The organism is Chitinophaga sp. YIM B06452, from assembly GCF_039655965.1.
Taxonomy (GTDB): Bacteria; Bacteroidota; Bacteroidia; order Chitinophagales; family Chitinophagaceae; genus Chitinophaga.
This window is the reverse complement of the sequence record NZ_JAWLKY010000003.1, coordinates 521,747-539,138: the sequence shown is the minus strand read 5'-3', so window position 1 is coordinate 539,138 and position 17,392 is coordinate 521,747. Positions and strand designations below refer to the sequence as shown.

The window sequence follows — 17,392 nt, the reverse complement described above, 5'->3', positions numbered from 1 at the left end:
ATGAAAAGAACAACGATCGACCCGGTAAAGAAGAAGAAGCTGGTCCTGGTAGGTAACGGCCCGGCTGGTTTCAAGTTCTGCGAAAAATTTGTGAAGTACCGGCTGGGCAAACAATTTGACCTGGTGGTGTATGGTGAGGAAATACATCCCGCATACGACCGAATTCATCTCACAGATTTTTTTGCCGGCGGCTCTGCTGAAAAGCTCTACCTCGCTACGCCAGCCTGGTATGCGCAACATAAAATAACATTAAAGACCGGGCAACGGGTGGTGGCAATAAACCGTTCCGAAAAACTGCTGACCAGCAGTACCGGCGTTACAGAACAATATGATACGCTGGTACTGGCCACCGGCGCCGTTCCATTTGTGCCGGCATGGGCAGATACCAGCCAGCCGGGCGTATTCATTTACCGCACACTGGAAGACCTCAAAGCCATACAGGCATACCTGCAAAAAGGCCGTCGCGCGGCGGTGCTGGGCGGCGGCATACTTGGGCTGGAAGCAGCCAGGGCCTTATTACAGGAAGGCCTGCACACCAGCATCGTTGAAACGGCGCCGCACCTCATGCCCCGCCAGCTGGACGCGGAAGGCGCCACCCTGCTCCGCCGGCAGCTGGAAGCACTGGGGCTGGACATCCATTGCGGTAAACACGCACAGCATATCTCGGGCAAAGGCATTGATTGTACAGACGGCACACTCATTCCCGCGGACCTTGTTATAATTTCCGCCGGCATCACCCCGCGCGATGAGCTGGCCCGGGCCTGCGGGCTGAACATTGGCGCGGCGGGCGGCATCGTGGTGAACAACCACAACCTTACTTCAGACGAACACATTTTTGCGATCGGCGAATGCGCGCTTTCGGACGGGAAGATATGGGGACTGGCCGCGCCTTGTTTTGAAATGGCAGAAGTAGTGGCAGCAAGGCTTGCAAAGATCTACAAAGTTTTTGGCGGCCACCTGCCGCTTACGAAACTGAAGGTGATAGAAGTAAACGTAGCATCCTTTGGCGATGCGGCGGGCCTGCAGCCGCACACGCCGCTTGTAAGCAGCGGGCCCGGCACTTACAAAAGGATCAACATTTCCCCGGACGGACAGTATGTGCTGGGCGGCATATTTGTAGGAGACACCACCGGCAGCACGCGCCTCTTTCATATGCAGCGCAACCGTGTAAAGATCACCGGCGACCCCGCCGCGCTGATAGCGCCGGGAGCGGATGCTGCGGAAACGATCGCCAGCCTGCCCGGCGATACCGTGATCTGCTTATGCGAAGGCCTTTGTAAAGACGCAATAGTGGCAGATATCCGCGGGAATAATCTCACACGGCTGGATGAGGTCAGGAAAACAACCGGTGCGGGTACTGGTTGCGAGAGTTGCACTTCGCTGCTGGAAGACCTGTTGAACGAAATGCAGAAAATCATTCAAAACGAAAACCCAACAAGATGAGCCGGTACTTAAAGGATATACTCGATCAGCCAGGCCAGCTGTTACAATCGTTGCAATACAGTGCAGACAATGGCGGCCGCGCACTGAAAAAAGCCGCGGGGCTGATCACCGGTGCGAAAAATGTATTTATCACCGCCATTGGCGCCAGCTGGAATGCGGGCATCGCCATCCAGGCGGCGTTCAATGAAGCGGGCGTGCAGGCCGTTTTATGCGATGCGGCGGATTTTCTTTATTTCACCCTCATTCCGCCGGATTCGGCGGTCATTTTCCTGTCGCGGAGCGGGAAGAGCGTGGAACTGGTGCAGGCGCTGCCAAAATGCAGACTGGCGAAAGCATCCGTGATAAGTATCACCAATGCCGCAGACAGCCCGCTGGCTCATGGCTCCGACGCCTGCCTGCTTACCAGTGTAAGATTTGACCACAGTATTTCCGTGAGCACTTATTCCTCCATTATCCTCACCGGTTTATTGCTGACGCAGTATTTCAGGCCGCAATACCCCGGCCTGCTGATTCACGACGCCCTCATGGAACCGCTCCGGGAAACCAACAGCAGGCTAACGGAATGGCGGGAAATTATTGAAGACACAGCCTGGCCTGAAAAAAACGCGCATACCTATTTCACCGCCAGGAGGGCGAACCTGGCTTCCGCCCATGAAAGCATGCTGCTGTGGGAAGAAGTGGCCAAACAACCTGCATCGGCCCTTACCACCGGCGCTTTCAGGCATGGGCCGCAGGAGATCATCAACAACCCGCTGAACATGGCGGTGTGGCTGGAGAGCAACACCGCGCGGGATCATGACGTGCAGCTGGTCAACGACCTTGTTGCAAAAAAAGTGAATGTGCTCGTTATTGGTCAGGAATTGCCTGCGCAACTGAGAGGGCATGCAATATCCGTTCCCTCCTGCCCCGGGTTGTTTGGCCCCGTCATCAATATCATACCCATGCAGCTGGCTGCGGAAAAACTGGCGCGTATGAAAGGGATCGACCCGGATATATTTTTTTACTGCAATTTTATTGTTGAATCAGAAGGAGGGCTTTGAGGAAAAAGAACAGGCGGTGCTGCAGGATGGTACGCAACAGCTTCAGCGCGCGCGTCATGTGTGCCTGTACGGTTTTAGGGGAAATACTTAATTTTTCAGCGATCTGCTTCTCCGAAAAGCCATGTTCGCGGCTCAGCCGGAATACAAGCCGGCACTTGTCAGGCAGGTTGCGGATGGTGTCTTCCAGCTGTCTGCGGGTGGATTCGTAATCCACCCATTCGGCGGTATAATTATCCTCCCTGCCGGCAACGTTGTCATAAAAACTATGGTACGCTGCCTGCTGCTTTTTTTGTTTCACCAGCACGGCCATGATCTCATACTTCACGCAGGAAGCGATGTAAGTATGAAAGGAATGCCGGAGATGGATGTTTTTCCGCGTCTTCCAGATATTCATAAAAACGTGCTGCACGATTTCCTCCGCATCTTCTTCAGAACCGGTCTTTAGTTTTGCCTGCAGCAGCAGCTTATCCCAATACCGGTTATACAGGGCTTCAAATGCGGCACTGCTGTCCTCCTCCCGAACCAGGCGGAACAGTTCACTGTCATCATATGGCCGCAAGTCTTTCATTTATTTCAATGCATCATCTTTTTCCCTTCCGGGAAACCTTTCCTAAAGTATAATTTTTTACGCGATTACTTTATCCAGGGGCTTTGAAAACCGAGTTTTTTCATGCCATTCTGTATATCCGGTATTTTCATGAAAAGTTTCCACAACAGCCCGGTGCGGTAATTCTCGATCATCACTACGATGGGTCCCTGGTCTATGGCCAGATGCGATTTGGCGTACCAGTTGTGATGAATGCTGAAGCCGTCCGTAAACCCGTATTTGCTCCATATCTTACCGCCCATTTCTTCATAGAAATAACGCAGCGCCTGCATGCTTTCCTTCGGGGTAAAAGGCATCGATGAAATGGCGGCCGTGGGCTGGATGACTCCCAGGTCTGTATCCGGGCAGTGCGCGGCATAGCCTTTGTAGCTGTCTCCCGCCGTGAGGCCCCAGCATTTTTCGCTGTAGCCTTTATACTGCTTCGGGTTCTCGATGCAATACGCCCGGTTGATGAGGGTGTGGGCACGCGCCTGTTCCAGGTAATCGATGCCCAGCGAGTCTTTCAGGCCATTGGGGTCTATTCCCTGGAAAGTGTATTGTTCAAAGAACAGGGGCCCGCCCCGGTCGAAATTCCCCAGCGGCAGCCTGATGCCGTAATAAGTATTGCCATTCCTGAACCCTTTGCTGCCGGCCCAGGAACCGTTGTACACTTCTTTTGAAATGCCGTGCCGCGGCGAGGCAGCGGCCATGATGTAAGTGATCAGGCATTCGTTCCAGCCCCATACAGGGAAATTCATATCAAACCCGTTGTTGGGACTCCAGTGCCAGAACAGTTTATCCTGGTTGTTGGTATGCCAGTTCCAGTTGGCAGCTCCCCACATCTGGTCCACTCTTTTGCGGAGATATTTTTCGCGGGGCGCATCGGCGTTGAAGTATTCCCTGGCGCAGAGGAAACCCATGAGCAGGTAGGAGGTCTCCACGATGTCTGCCGCATCGTCCAGCCGGTCGAATTTGATGGTCTTGCCGGTGCGGCCGTTCATAAAGTGCGGGTAAATGCCGTGGTAACAATCCGCGTTGATCAGGAAATCCGCGATGCGGATGAGCCTTCCCACGGCGGTATCCCGGCCTATCCAGCCTCTTTCCACGGCTACGATGGTGCTCATGATGCCGAAGCCCGTGCCGCCGATGGCGCCCGCATCAGGGCCGAAGGGCGTGGTGCTGAAATTCGGTTCGTCCCAGGCCTCGTTGATATAATCCCAATAATGCTCGGCCAGCACGGTATTGCTCCTTTCCAACGCCAGCCCGCTCACGGGATGGGCGCCATGCCAGAAGAAACGGAAGGTTTGCCGCTGAACGGTTTCCAGTAATGCCTCGTCGCTAAGGCCTTTTATGACGCCTACGGGCGCAATGGAATGTGGCTGTTTTTTTGTCTGAGCTGTTGCGGCAACGCTGAAAGCGGTCGCCAGTACCAGGATCATCTTTTGTATCATGTCTGCGTGCTGTTTTGGCTGCGGTTGATAATTGGACGTGGCATGTGATCCTACGTGGAGGGAGAACTGCAACGGATGGTACGTGGCATATGAACAAAGCTAAATACCCCATCCCTTTCAAACTACCATTTTCAGCAGTAAATTCTATACTTTCATAGCAAAATCCGGCAAATAAGCGTTAACTTATGAGCATAATACAATCGTTATGAAGCCGGCGCTGGAGCATCTGCCAAAGGAGCAAAACCATTCTTTCGTCGTAAAAGATTTCGACTACAGTTATTATCCCACGCCCTGGCATTACCATCCTGAATACGAGATCGTGCTGGTAACCGAAAGCACCGGGAAACGTTTTATCGGCGATCACCTGTCCGGTTTCCAGCCGGGCAACCTGGCTTTTATCGGGCCTAACCTGCCGCATCATTACAGGAACGACGACAGGTACCTGGAAGAAGGTTCCGCATTGCGGGCCCGCTCCATCGTTATTCATTTTACAGAAGCTTCACTGGGAGAGGATTTTATTGCCCTGCCGGAAACCAGGCGCATCCGCAGGTTGTTTGAGCGCGCCGTTTGCGGGCTGGACGTAACAGGCGCCACCCAGCGTAAAGTCAGCCAGAAACTGCACGACATCATACATCTCACCGGCATGCGCCGCTGGCTGTGCCTGGTGGATATACTGCAGGACATGGCCGAGTCCAAAAACCTCAGCGCCATTACCCGATCTCCCCTGGTGGGGCACAACCAGAAAGAATCCAACCGGCTGAGCAATGTATTCGAATGGATACACGCCAACTTTGAAAGCAACATCCGGCTTAGCGAAGCAGCCGCCATTGCGGACATGAACGAAAATGCGTTCTCCCGGTTCTTTTCCTCGCGCACGCGCAAAACATTCTCGGGATTCGTACAGGAACTGCGGCTGCAAAAGGCTGCGCGGCTCCTGGAGGAAAATGAGCTTTCTGTTACGGCGGTGTGTTATGAATGCGGGTACAATAATATTTCCAATTTCAACCGGCAGTTCCTCCAGCATTATCATATAAGCCCGCTGAAATACCGGCGTTCTTTTCTGCGGGAAAAATGAATTCCCCTCCTAACACGCCGCCGCGCCTGCTTTCAGCCGGGATAAATAAGCGCTGGGCGTTTCGCCGGTGATCTTTTTAAAATAGGCATTAAAAGAAGATTTCGCTTTGAAGCCGCATTCAAAGGCGATCATGAGGATATTGACCGGCAGGTTCTTCTGATGGATGGACGTCATGATCTCCATCGCGCGGGAGATGCGGTATTCGTTGACGTATTGGTAGAACGATTTGCCGGCGTACATGTTCAGGGCTTCGGATACGTGGTATTTGCTTTCGCCGATGGCGGCGGAGAGTTTGTCGAGGCCGAGATCGGGGTCCAGGTATAGTTTGGTGGAGGCCAGGTGCTGGTCCAGCTGCTGGAGTATTTTTCTATGCGCTGCTTCGCTGAGCTGTATCTTTTTCGGGGCAGGCGTTTCTGTATGGTCTTCTTTTGCATGGATGAGGCCGGTGCTGTCTTCTTCAGCGACAGGAGCCGGGGGCGCAGCCGTCCGCCCGCTTACAATACCGGCGTATTTGAACCGCAGGATGTCTATACAGATCAGTGAAAGCAATATGTAGCAGATATTCCTGCAAAGCAGCATGTTTTCCATCGTAAACTCCCTGAAATACCCGATAGCCCTGAAAACGGCGCCCACCGCGGCTACCGCCAGCATCAGAGAGCTGATGTGCAATACCAGCTGCCGTTCTTCTTTTGCTTTAATCTGCCGCAGCTTCCTGAAGATCATCAGCGGGAAAGCCGCGCCGAAAGCGATGAACAGCCAGGTGGAAAGATCGTTGTACACCCGTAATGCGCGGTGGCCCACCGGCACATCGGCCAGCAGCAGGCAAAACACCGTCAGGTATGCGATGGCGGCCAGCACGAAAGGAATAAAAAGATACATCCGCGTGGCGGGAATAAATTTATCGTCCAGCAGCTTGAGCACATACAAATAAGCCAGGGGACCATAACACAGGCCGATGAAGGTATTCATCTGCGTGCGGATGTGCAGGTCTTCCACGAAAGAATAGATATAGAACTTGATGCCCAGGTGCGTGGCGATGCAGCATAACAGCACGATCAGCAAAGCATCCGCCTTGTTGCGGAACTTGTTCTTCCACAACAATAAAACGGCTATCAATGCCTGGAATGCGCCTATTGAAATAACGTATAACATACCCGGATCGCTGCCTTAAAATTAGCGCAGCTGTATTATGCGAATGTTAACTCACCCGTTTCCCGCTGCTTTTATGGCATTGGTAATAATTTGGTAACAGCCCCTAATGCACTGGTTCCCAATACGCAGCCGTACTATTGCATCGGCATGCACTTTCCCGCGTACCGGTACATCTACCCGGTCGCCCGGCTGCGGCCGGTTGCTGACTTTTGCAGAAAATTATATCAACTATGATCGCTGGTCTGAAACAAATCCCTATCACAATTATAACGCTCGTGCTCTTTGCTTCGGCAACACAGGCGCAAACCATCAAAGGAGTGGTAAGCGGGAAGGACGGGCAATTGCCCGGGGCAACCGTTCAGTGCCCCGCCACGGGACAAGGCGCCACTACCGACCTCAATGGTAACTTTACGCTCAATGCCCATGCAACCGGCAAAATAAAGATCCTTGTCACCTATATTGGCCATGAATCACGGGCTATAGAGCTGGATGTAAAAAAAGGCATCAACGACGCCGGCATCATCCAGCTGGAGCCGGGCAGCCAGGTAAAGGAAGTGCTGGTAAAAGGCACCATGGCCCCTTCGCAGCTGAAAGCCCTCAACATCAAGAAAAATTCCCTGGCCATTATGGACGTGATCGCCGCGGATGCTATCGGCAAGCTCCCGGACCGTAACGCCGCCGAAGCCGTGCAACGCGTGCAGGGCGTAGCCGTAGCCCGCTACCATGGCGAGGCGGATGCAGCCACCGTAAGGGGCACGCCTTTCGCCTGGACCTCCATCCTCTTCAACGGCAACCGCCTGCCCAGCGCCAACGTAATGGGCAGCCGCAACTCCGTGCTGGATGCCGTGCCTTCTGAAATGATCCAATACGTGCAGGTAGCCAAAGCAATTACCCCCGATATGGAAGGCGATGCCATTGGCGGGTCGATTAATTTCATCACCCGCACCTCGCCGGCAAAAAGGCAGCTGAACGTAAGCGCCGCCGCAGGGTATAACACTTTTTCGAAAGACGGCACCTACAACGGCTCCATCGTATATGGCGACCGCTTCTTTAAGAACAAACTGGGCGTGATGGTGGCTGCCGCCATCTGGAACCGCCAGTGGGGCACCGATGCGTTCGATGTCACCTATAACACCGGCCTGGCCGACGTAAAACAGAAGAATTCCATCAGCACCGTGATGCTGAAGCGGTATATGGGCAAACGCCAGACCTACGGAGCGAACCTGGGGCTGGATTACACTTTCAATGCCGGCAATAAGATCTTCCTGCGCGGCCTCATGGACAAGTTCAACGACATCCGGCCGGTATATGAATCTTATATTGATTACAACAACAGCCAGTATCAATACAATTACCGTTATTCCCATTACCAGACCGTGCTGAACGGCGCCGAGCTGGGCGGCGAGCACCAGCTGAGCCCCAAAGTGAAGATAGACTGGACTTTGAGCAATTATTATACAAAATACTTCCTCGAAACACCGCCTACCAATTCGAACAAAGGACTGCCTATCTCCACTTTCCGCCAGAAGATCAACGGCGGCTTCAGCAACCTTTCATCGGATGGAAAACGTTACTGGGATTTCGATTCACCGGACGGTAAAGGCGGCATGCCCGGGGCATTCGACCCGGGGCTGAGGGACAAGGGCGAAGTGATGGACGCGTCGAAACTGCTGCTGCAACAGCTCGTGATCGCGCAGCTGGATACCCGCGAAGAGGATAAGACGGCGCAGCTCAATTTCCGTTACAACCTCAATAGCAAAGTGCACCTGAAGGCCGGCGTGAAATACCGTCACAAAGACCGCAGCGGCATGTATGGCTCCAGCATCGTGTACCTCGCCGGCGCATCACTCGGCATCCCGCAATCGCCCGCCCTGGTGCCGCTGAGCCAGCTGCAACGGACGGACTTCCCCATGCGCGGCGGCTTCTTCAAAGGCCTGGACGGCAATTACGACGCCTACGCCATCGACCCGCTCACCAAGCAACAGCTCTTCGACCTGCTCGATACCGCCACCCTTCGGAAGAACGGGTTCATGAACGTAACGTCCAAAACCAATCCCACCAACATTTACAACGGCACCGAAGAAGTCACGGCAGGTTATGCCATGGCAGAGATCGATGCAAGTGAAAAATTCAAGATCGTGGCCGGTGTGCGGAATGAATACACCACTTTCACCCTGCACGGCACCAAAGCGGTGACAGCCGGCACGCCTGCTACTGTGACGCTCAGCCCTGTATCAGTGAATAATACCTACAATGCCCTGCTGCCGATGGTGCATTTGAAATACAGCATCAGCCCGCAGGCCAACGTCCGCGCGGCATACACCCGCACATTCGTGCGGCCCAATTTCTCCGACCTCACGCCCGGCGAGTCGGTGGACAATACCAAAAATCCCATCACCATCACCAAAGGCAATATGGACCTGAAACCTACGTTCGCCAACAACTTCGACCTGATGGGCGAATATTATTTCAGGAACATCGGCCTGCTGTCTGGCGGGGTGTTTTACAAGAAGATCAAGAACGTCATCTTCTCCAACCGCGTGAATTACCAGCAGGAAGGCCAGAACTACACGCTCACCCAGGCGCAGAACCTCAGCGACGCCTGGCTGCTGGGCATGGAAGCCGGTATCAATAAAAGGCTGGATTTCCTGCCAGGTTTCCTTTCCGGGCTTGGCGTGGAGCTGAACTATACTTTTATTAATTCAGAGGTGAAGCCTACGGGCACTTACACCACTACCCTGCCCAACCAGAGCAAACACCTGTTCAACAGCATCCTGTTCTACGAACGAAAAGGCGTGATGGTACGCCTGGCCGGCAATTACCGCGGGGCTTCCGTGGAATCCATCAACCAGCAGCTGGGCAGGGATTTCTTTACTTATACAGACAAGAACTTCACCGTTGACGCCTCCGCGACCGTGAACATTACCGCTTCCATCCGTGCCTTCGTGGAACTGAACAATCTTACCAACGAGCCGCTGAAAGTATACATGGGCAACCGCAACAGGGTGGTGAGCAACGAATGGTACGGCAGCCGCGGGCAGGCCGGTATCCGTTGGGACATTATCAAATAATCTAAAAACATCAACACAATGAAAAAATGGATCTTAGCAGCAGCCATGCTGATCCCTGCAGCCGCATTTTCGCAGCTGGCAGACAGTACGCAGCGGCTGGTGCGCATGCAGGGCACCGTCAATTTCCGGGACGTGGGCGGATATAAAACCAGCACCGGCAAGACAGTAACCACCGGCAGGGTGTTCCGCTCCGCCGATGTGAGCCGTCTTACCGACAAGGACCTTCAAACACTGGAAGAAAAACATATCCACACCGTATTTGACTTCCGCGGAAGAAAAGAAGCCGCCGCCGCGCCGGATCACATCCTGCCCGGCACCCGCTACACCCTTTGCCCGGCAGGCAGCGACAGCCTCCCTACCCCGGCCATGATGGCGGATTATATCAAACAGGGCGGTTTCCTTGAAAAGTTCTACAGCAACATTACGCCACTGGGCGAGCGCTACAAACCCCTATTCCAGGAATTGCTGGTATTGCCCGCCAACGAATCCGTGATGTACCACTGCACCGGCGGCCGTGACCGCACCGGCATGGCCACGGCTTTGTTTCTCTACGCTTTGCAGGTGCCGCAGGAGACTATCGAAGCGGATTTTACCGCCAGCAACGTCTATCTCGCTCCCATGAATGCCCGCATGTTCCAGGGTTTGCAGCAGATGACGGGGATGAGTAAGGAGCAGATCACCGATGCGATGGCGCTGAAGCCGGAGTATCTCCGGATCATGTTTGATTCGTTGAAGAAGACTTATGGGTCGGTGGAGAATTTCTTTGCGAGGGAGTTGGGGATTGGGGAGAGGGAGATGAGGGTGTTGAGGGAGAGGTATACGATGTGATTGAATATGATGAAGACCGCCGCATTTGCTTTGGCAGATGCGGCGGTTTTGTATTTTTGGTTTAAGACTCTCGCTAATCCTGAAATAGCGGAGGTACTTCCTTCCACAGTTTCATTGAATGGACGGTAACTTCGTGTACCGATGTCGCTTCCTTTAGCAGGTAAACATTTACGGCCGGGATAGCGCTATTGAGATATTTCGCCTGTTTCCTGAAGACATCCTTTTGGACATCAGTGATCGCTATGCCCTTAAGCCATTTTCCCGTTAAATAGAACACCTGGTAGCAATATTTATCCGAACTATTAAGTGTATAATATTTATTAGAGTTTAAGCCTTGGCAGGTATCCATTTTTAACCGCCCACTGTCATTGCAAAATTGTGCATCAAACAGCGAATAGTTCGCACTGCTGCAATAGAGATAAATGGCATCGTATTTTTTATCAAACAAAGAATTTAATTCTTTTCTTAAATCTATAGTGTCCGCACCAGCGGGAAGAAAGAAACTTTCGCTCATTCCATTTTCTATGAGTACTTTAAAAGGCCTGTTATCCAGGCGTTTCTTTCTATTCTTCCCACGATCGGTTATTACTTTCTTTTCGAATACCCGTACATAGTATCCTTTGAATTCGGTCAAAGAATCGACACCATGTACTTTTCGCTTACCATCTGGTATACTCTGCTGCGCACACAGGCTATAGGGTATAAACGTCCAAAAAAGAAAAACATAGAAAATCCTCATTTTACTCTTTTTTTTTCAATGGTTTGGGTAAGCGGGCTATCTTAATCCCTGAAATTTTTTCACATCTTCTTTATTGACAAGTTCCAAATAGCATTCTTTCTCTATAAAATAGATCCTTCCATCTTTTCGATTTAAGAAACTGACCTTTTGAGGAAGTTTATCACAATGGGAGCAAAGTTTATATGCAATTTTTGTTCCGTCAGTCACAGTAAGTGTATAAGTACTTGTGTCGTTTCTGACAATGTTAAACTCCATCATTACATCAGCTGCATATTTGTTAGCCCAATTGGGATATATTGTTGGCATACCTTTGAATAAAATACCATTATACACCCTCTCAAATTCTCGGGTTTCCAGAACCCGGAAAACTAACAGGGTATCATTACCGTTTGTTAATTCCAATGTCGCTTCCCCTGGATAGTTTAAAATTTTACTATTTTTAAAATCCCATTTTTTATTATCATTTCTCAACTTGAAATTCTCATAGTATAAAACTGATGTCTGTTTAGCTGTTACATAATAAAATTTAACGCCCTGGATATGTGAATGCTCCTGCCCATTATAGATCAAAGGTCCAATTGGATCAGCCCAAACAAAGATTTTTTCATCTTCGGAACCGAAGTTTAAAAGCGTTGCAAATTCTGAAATATTTGGGGGTCTCTTAATGCTATCTACTCTCAAGCGGGGGACTTGGGGTGAAGAGCAAGCTACCAAGAAAATAAGTAGTATAATAATACTGCTTCTACTATTCATTGTTATTATTCTATTTATTTACTTCAATTGGTTTGAGTAGGCCCCTCGCTAATCGGTATTTAAAATTATCAAAGGAAATGTAAGATTCAATTTCCAAATCCGTTTCAACTTTGATAAAAATATATTTCTCCGGTCTTTTTAAGACTTTCATCCATTTGGAAGTAAACCCATTTTCAAATATCAGCCTAACGCTATCTATTGTTTTATATGAGCCGTCGCATAATTCATAGGCTGGCAAGCATCTGACACTGTCCGTATTAATGTTAACAAAAGCACTTGAAATGCTTTCACCCTTCCTGTTTCTGACGATACCAAATATTGATAGCCCAAATATATCAGTTGTGTCATTTGAATACGAAATAGAAGCCGGAACATCTTCTTTCTTTATATCGTTGTTTAATACCAGTATACTATTAGAAATTTCCCATTTCCCGGTACTGTAGAAATTGAATAAGCAACCGTGCTCAAAATATTTAAACCTCCCGTTTTTATAAAGAAAAATCGTTTCCTTGTAATAGCCGGTTTTATCGGTGAATTCATATCGCCATCTTACATTTTCTCTAATATCAGATTTGGTCAATTTCATCATTTTTAGATCTTGGCCGCAAAGCGCAATTGAAGGCATTATGAATGCCCAGAATATTATTATACTACATGCAAGCTGTTTCCTTATTGAGTTATTCATTCAATTTCCTGCAATTATTTTAACTGCTTTACTTTGGTTAAGTAATGTAGAGTGCAACCGGATAGTTGACTCAGATATTGTCAAACGAGAAAATCTCGTAGTTGACATTAGGCTGAAAGGTGAAGGAATCACCGGATTTCAATTGTACATAGGTAGTACCATCATACACCCAAAAGCCACAAAAACTTTTAACGAAACCTGGATTGGGATTCCAGATGATCTTATAAGTACCGACCGGCGCATATGAAATATCAGTTGAACCGGTCATTACAGGTTTAAATTGCTTCCTGTAAATGACGTGCTCATTCTGCACCAGCATGACGTCAATCGTAGCCGGCGCATTGGCAAACCACATCCCCGTATGTTTCAACTGCACATGTGCCAGGGGCGAGGGACACTGGCTGTTCAAAACCGGGATCATTACACCTTCCCCACTTTGCAGCCTGCTCTCCAAAATATCGTTCTGATAATCGGAAGATCCGGTATTGAAAGTGCCACCGAACAGCACCCTGTTATAAGTATTCAATACAGCTGGCGTACACTCACTGAAATGAAATGTTGCCATCCGGGGCATATTGGCAGCGATAAAACCATTAGTGGCATTTGTGGAAAAACTGTCGATGTAGTTGTAATCCATTTGTTTGACGATTTTGGATTGATAATCGCGTACCAGCTTTAGCCTTCCGAAATGGTCATATTCATAATACTGCGTATTACCTTCAGGACCGGTCATACTGCTTACACCAACCAAGGGCAGATAAGTAAACGAACTCACCATGCTGCCTGCATCCGACCGGAGATTATTTAAGTTATCTATCAACTGGGCATCATTGAGCGGTTGGTTCAGTATAGATTCCGTAATAAGTGCTTTGGTGGCGGTGTAAGTCTTACCTTTCACTTCCGCTACCGGGTATTGGGAGTTGTAACCCCAAAGATAAGCGGTGGTAACGCCATCTATGCCCGTCTTTTGGGTGAGGTTACCATAAGAGTCGTAGCTGTTGAAAGTCACTTCTGTTACGGGAGCATCACTGTTGGTGGAGGTTTGAACGGATGTAGGCAAATAAAGACCTGTTCCACCGCTAAAAAGAGCATAATTGGTGATGGTTTTGCGGGTGGACGACTGCACCGTATTAGTCTCCTCTACCACCGGCGAAATAATGTTCTTTGCCACCATGTCAGCATACACGGTTTGCGCCACAAAATCGTAGGGATATTTGAGCTGCTGCGTCACATTTTGGTTCTTACTATTGGTAGTTACAATCCGCGTAGGCTGCATGTAAGCCGGGTTATCATAATAGTAGGTACTGGTTTTGGTAAGGCTTTCCGAACCCTGGAAGACAGTTTCAACTTTAGTTTGCGGCAGGATCCTGCCGATTTTTACATGGTATTGACCCGCAAGAAAATCCGATTGCGTCCTTAAATAATCACCGGACTGGAAATTATAAGTCGGGTCATACAGGACACTTTCTGATACGCCTGAATGCATCGTGCCGGCAATAGGTACATACACATTCTGTAAGAATGCATATACCACCCTGACCTGCTGCGCAGTAAACATGGATGTATAGGTAAAGGATTGCTGGTGCACCGGCTGATATACGCCATTATTGTTCTTATAGGATGTAACGGATTGCAATGCGCCCATCGGCCAGTCTGAGTACAGATAGGGTATGTTGGTGGCCCTAACTACAGACGGCATGTTCTGATAAGCCGTAAAGTAATACGGACTCAGATACTTGTGTACGGTTTTGCCGGTCACAACTCCAAGGTCGCGGTCGTATTCCGTCACCTGCATGTAATAGATGGGCGATCCGTTCTGATAGGTAAGGTCCTGGTTACTGGCCGGAAAATAAGTGATCTTCTTCTCATTTGTCTTAAGCCCCATGCAGGTTTTATTGAAGCAACTCGGGCTGGTTTCGTCATATTTCCCGCCATGAAAATACAAGACGTGCTGCGTATAGGATGTTGCTTCGAACCCGGTAGAATTCGGTTTGAAAGTACTGGAAGGGTTAGTGCGCAAAAGACCGGTCCCATCTTCATTCTCTCCATATACATAATACTTCTGGGAAGCAGGAAGCGGGTTGATACCGTCGTAACGGCTAATCGTTCTGATCCGCAGGCCGCCGCCATAGCGGGGAAGCAGCGACTGATAATTCCCTAATGTCTGCAATAAACGGTATTGGTTCAGTTCAAAAGCAAAATCGGTATATCCCCCGGTAGGATAAATGATCCTTTGCAGCGTGCCATATTGGGCCTTGATTTCATCCGGGTATTCCTTCAGGTTGTCATTCCCGAAAGAGAAGGCGGCATTCGTACGGGTTCCCGCGCAGGCATTAGAGGTGGAGGTTACATAGTCATAGGGCAGTACCTGTTTCGGGATATCCATGTTGTAATCGCTATTTCTCCGGAAATAAATATCCTTCGTATTATTGTTATAATATCCCCAGGTATCGCCACCCACAAGATGACTGCCTAAACAGACTTTTGTCTTGTATAGAAATGTATACCGCTCCGTATCTGAACTCCCCGAACCGATATGCAGGGAATCGAGATAAAGCGTGCCGTTAAAGGAATCGCCATTATGCAACCTGGCATCAGTAAGATTGGCAGGAGCTGTATATTGCGAAAAAAAGGTCACTTTCTTGACAACCTCCTGTTTGGAATTCTTTAACTGGATGCTGGAAAGCTCATTACTGCCGGTAAAAACCACAGTCCCTCCGCGGAAAGTAATTTTGGAGAGCGCGAGGCCCGCCATATAAGCACTTTTACCATTTAGATCCTGCACCCGGTCGTCCTCCAATACAACATCCACGATACTTGTACCATTCAGATACGGTATATGAAACCGGTTTTTCTCCCAGGCAAAATGTTCCACATACTTGGGAGAAGAAAGACTGTACCAGGGATTTTGTGACAATACTGCTGATAAAGAGCTCCCCTGAGTGAAATTATTCCCTGTTCGGTAAGGGGCCAGGGTTTCCAAATTGCATGGGGTCGGGTTATAAAACCATTCTACGTAATCCTGGTACGAAGTACTCTTCATCTGGGCTTTGGCGGCATATTCAAAATCAATACGGTCGGTACCGGAAGCGGTTTCTATAGAAATGCACTTCCAGGCGGTGAGCTTGCAGTTGGTGCAGCCGCCATGTATATCGATGTAATCAGCAGTAAATTCTTTGGCGCTGAGCGGGTCGCCAACGTTTCCGGAGTTACCTGCCTGCCCGAATGTGTATTTTGTACCGTCCGTATCGGTGATAATGAACTGGTTATTTGTCAATACGATCCTGATATTCTCATAAGGTGCCGGAACAAATGTATACGTTGCACCATCTCCGCTTTTTTGAACATAAAACGAGCCGGATTTTCCCAGCAGCCGGTAATTGAACTTATCAGGCGCCCCATCTTCTGTGCCGGTTGCCAGATTATAGGTCCGCATCCAGTTGGTGTAAAAATCGTAAGAGGCTGCGTCATCTTGCGAATAATTAGTATACCCTGATTTGATCAGATTGTTACCGGCATATCCGTTAAACTCGAAATCGTCTTTCCCGTTGATGGTACGTGTAACCTGCAGCTCACAATTCAAAGACCATCCCAGGCCTACGCTGGTAGACTTCTCTGTGATCTTGAACCCGCCCGCATGATAACTGATGCCGATGGGAAGTTTTAAACTGCCGGAGCTAATCTCGAAGAATGGAATGCCGATATTGGGTACGCCCGTATTCATACTCACTTCATAATTATTCGCTTTCGCGAGGGCCGCGGCTTCCGGTGTAACGGGAACGATTTTCTGGTGCTGCGCCATCAGTGTGTGACTTGCAAAAGGTAGCAACATGGTCAACATAACAAGGCGTTTCGGGTCTAAAATGCGTGGAAGGATACTCATTTTCATATGTAAGGGCTGTAAAAGGTTAAGCTTGGGATTTGATTGTTAAGTATAACTGCATTATATGTAACACTAAAAATAATTGTTCAGATACTTTTCACTACCTATTTCCTATTTCCAGCCATTTTCCGATCGCAGTTAATATTGTCTTTTTACCGGTTTAGATGCTTGCGTGTCTGATTATCTACCCAAAACTCAATATTACTTTGTTTCCAAACTTCAAAAATTGCTTTTAAAGAAACCGCCTGCGGTTCCTCGAGCAAGAATAGAAATTCCTTCTTCTCACCATGGTAATTGAACATAACAAGATTATCCGATCCTTGTTTTATGGATATTGAATTCATGGAATAGAACTCACCTTTAATGCCTAAAAGCTGAAATTTCAACGATTGTATACCTTGCAAATTAAATAATTCCACACTATCAGGTTTTTCCACCGCTATTTCATTCGTCGTAATTTTAATTTTTCCGATAATGTTATGATCCTTGAACATACCTCCTACCCACAATGACAATAAACCGGCAATCAAGAATATGAGCTTAAACTGATTTACCCCCAAAAAAGAACTGAAAAGAGCGACGGACAACAAAATAAGACCTCCAAATAAAAACAGTTTTATCTTTACTGAACGTCTTCTGCTAATCAATGGGAGTATTACTTGTGGATTCATTTTATTCAAAAAATT

Annotated in this window: 13 protein-coding genes; 5 read left to right on the top strand and 8 right to left on the bottom strand. The window is 49.1% G+C overall.

The genetic code is table 11. The annotated features are described in order from the left end of the window. Positions 1–1,443, top strand: coding sequence for an FAD-dependent oxidoreductase (locus R3I13_RS19005; protein WP_346319544.1), 1,443 nt, complete (start codon positions 1–3; stop codon positions 1,441–1,443). Then, positions 1,440–2,483 (top strand): SIS domain-containing protein, encoded by a 1,044-nt coding sequence (locus R3I13_RS19000; RefSeq protein WP_346319543.1) that lies wholly within the window; start codon positions 1,440–1,442, stop codon positions 2,481–2,483. Before R3I13_RS19005 ends, R3I13_RS19000 begins: the two co-directional genes overlap by 4 nt. Here R3I13_RS19000 and R3I13_RS18995 read toward each other — a convergent pair. Together R3I13_RS18995 and R3I13_RS18990 are read right to left on the bottom strand one after the other, a co-directional pair. Continuing rightward, positions 2,455–3,042 (bottom strand): RNA polymerase sigma-70 factor, encoded by a 588-nt coding sequence (locus R3I13_RS18995; RefSeq protein ID WP_346319542.1) that lies wholly within the window; start codon positions 3,040–3,042, stop codon positions 2,455–2,457. The genes R3I13_RS19000 and R3I13_RS18995 overlap by 29 nt on opposite strands. A 74-nt stretch (positions 3,043–3,116) precedes the next feature. Further along, entirely contained in the window at positions 3,117–4,520 is a 1,404-nt protein-coding gene (locus R3I13_RS18990) for a glucoamylase family protein (protein WP_346319541.1), read from the bottom strand. Positions 4,521–4,725: 205 nt separating this feature from the next. Between R3I13_RS18990 and R3I13_RS18985 the strand changes: the two genes are divergently transcribed. Beyond that, the gene (locus R3I13_RS18985; RefSeq protein ID WP_346319540.1) at positions 4,726–5,595 is read left to right on the top strand and encodes an AraC family transcriptional regulator; all 870 of its coding nucleotides are present in this window, start codon (positions 4,726–4,728) and stop codon (positions 5,593–5,595) included. 9 nt (positions 5,596–5,604) lie between these two features. On the opposite strand, the gene R3I13_RS18980 is transcribed toward R3I13_RS18985, so the two are convergent. Continuing rightward, positions 5,605–6,747 carry an AraC family transcriptional regulator gene (locus R3I13_RS18980; RefSeq protein ID WP_346319539.1) on the bottom strand — a complete coding sequence of 381 codons (1,143 nt, stop codon included), beginning with the start codon at positions 6,745–6,747 and terminating at the stop codon, positions 5,605–5,607. Positions 6,748–6,977: 230 nt separating this feature from the next. On the opposite strand from R3I13_RS18980, the gene R3I13_RS18975 reads away from it, so the two are divergent. Further along, positions 6,978–9,818: a TonB-dependent receptor gene (locus R3I13_RS18975; protein ID WP_346319538.1), complete on the top strand. Its 2,841-nt coding sequence runs from the start codon at positions 6,978–6,980 to the stop codon at positions 9,816–9,818. Between the two features lie 18 nt (positions 9,819–9,836). Beyond that, positions 9,837–10,646, top strand: coding sequence for a tyrosine-protein phosphatase (locus tag R3I13_RS18970; protein WP_346319537.1), 810 nt, complete (start codon positions 9,837–9,839; stop codon positions 10,644–10,646). 73 nt (positions 10,647–10,719) lie between these two features. On the opposite strand, the gene R3I13_RS18965 is transcribed toward R3I13_RS18970, so the two are convergent. From R3I13_RS18965 to R3I13_RS18945, 5 genes are all read right to left on the bottom strand, one after another. Then, the gene (locus tag R3I13_RS18965) at positions 10,720–11,385 is read right to left on the bottom strand and encodes a hypothetical protein (protein WP_346319536.1); all 666 of its coding nucleotides are present in this window, start codon (positions 11,383–11,385) and stop codon (positions 10,720–10,722) included. Between the two features lie 36 nt (positions 11,386–11,421). Next, positions 11,422–12,066 (bottom strand): hypothetical protein, encoded by a 645-nt coding sequence (locus R3I13_RS18960; RefSeq protein ID WP_346319535.1) that lies wholly within the window; start codon positions 12,064–12,066, stop codon positions 11,422–11,424. Between the two features lie 82 nt (positions 12,067–12,148). Further along, complete coding sequence (locus R3I13_RS18955; RefSeq protein ID WP_346319534.1) at positions 12,149–12,823, bottom strand: hypothetical protein; 675 nt, start codon at positions 12,821–12,823, stop codon at positions 12,149–12,151. 70 nt (positions 12,824–12,893) lie between these two features. After that, complete coding sequence (locus R3I13_RS18950; RefSeq protein ID WP_346319533.1) at positions 12,894–16,664, bottom strand: hypothetical protein; 3,771 nt, start codon at positions 16,662–16,664, stop codon at positions 12,894–12,896. A gap of 194 nt (positions 16,665–16,858) precedes the next feature. After that, entirely contained in the window at positions 16,859–17,377 is a 519-nt protein-coding gene (locus R3I13_RS18945) for a hypothetical protein (RefSeq protein WP_346319532.1), read from the bottom strand. Positions 17,378–17,392: the final 15 nt, after the last annotated feature.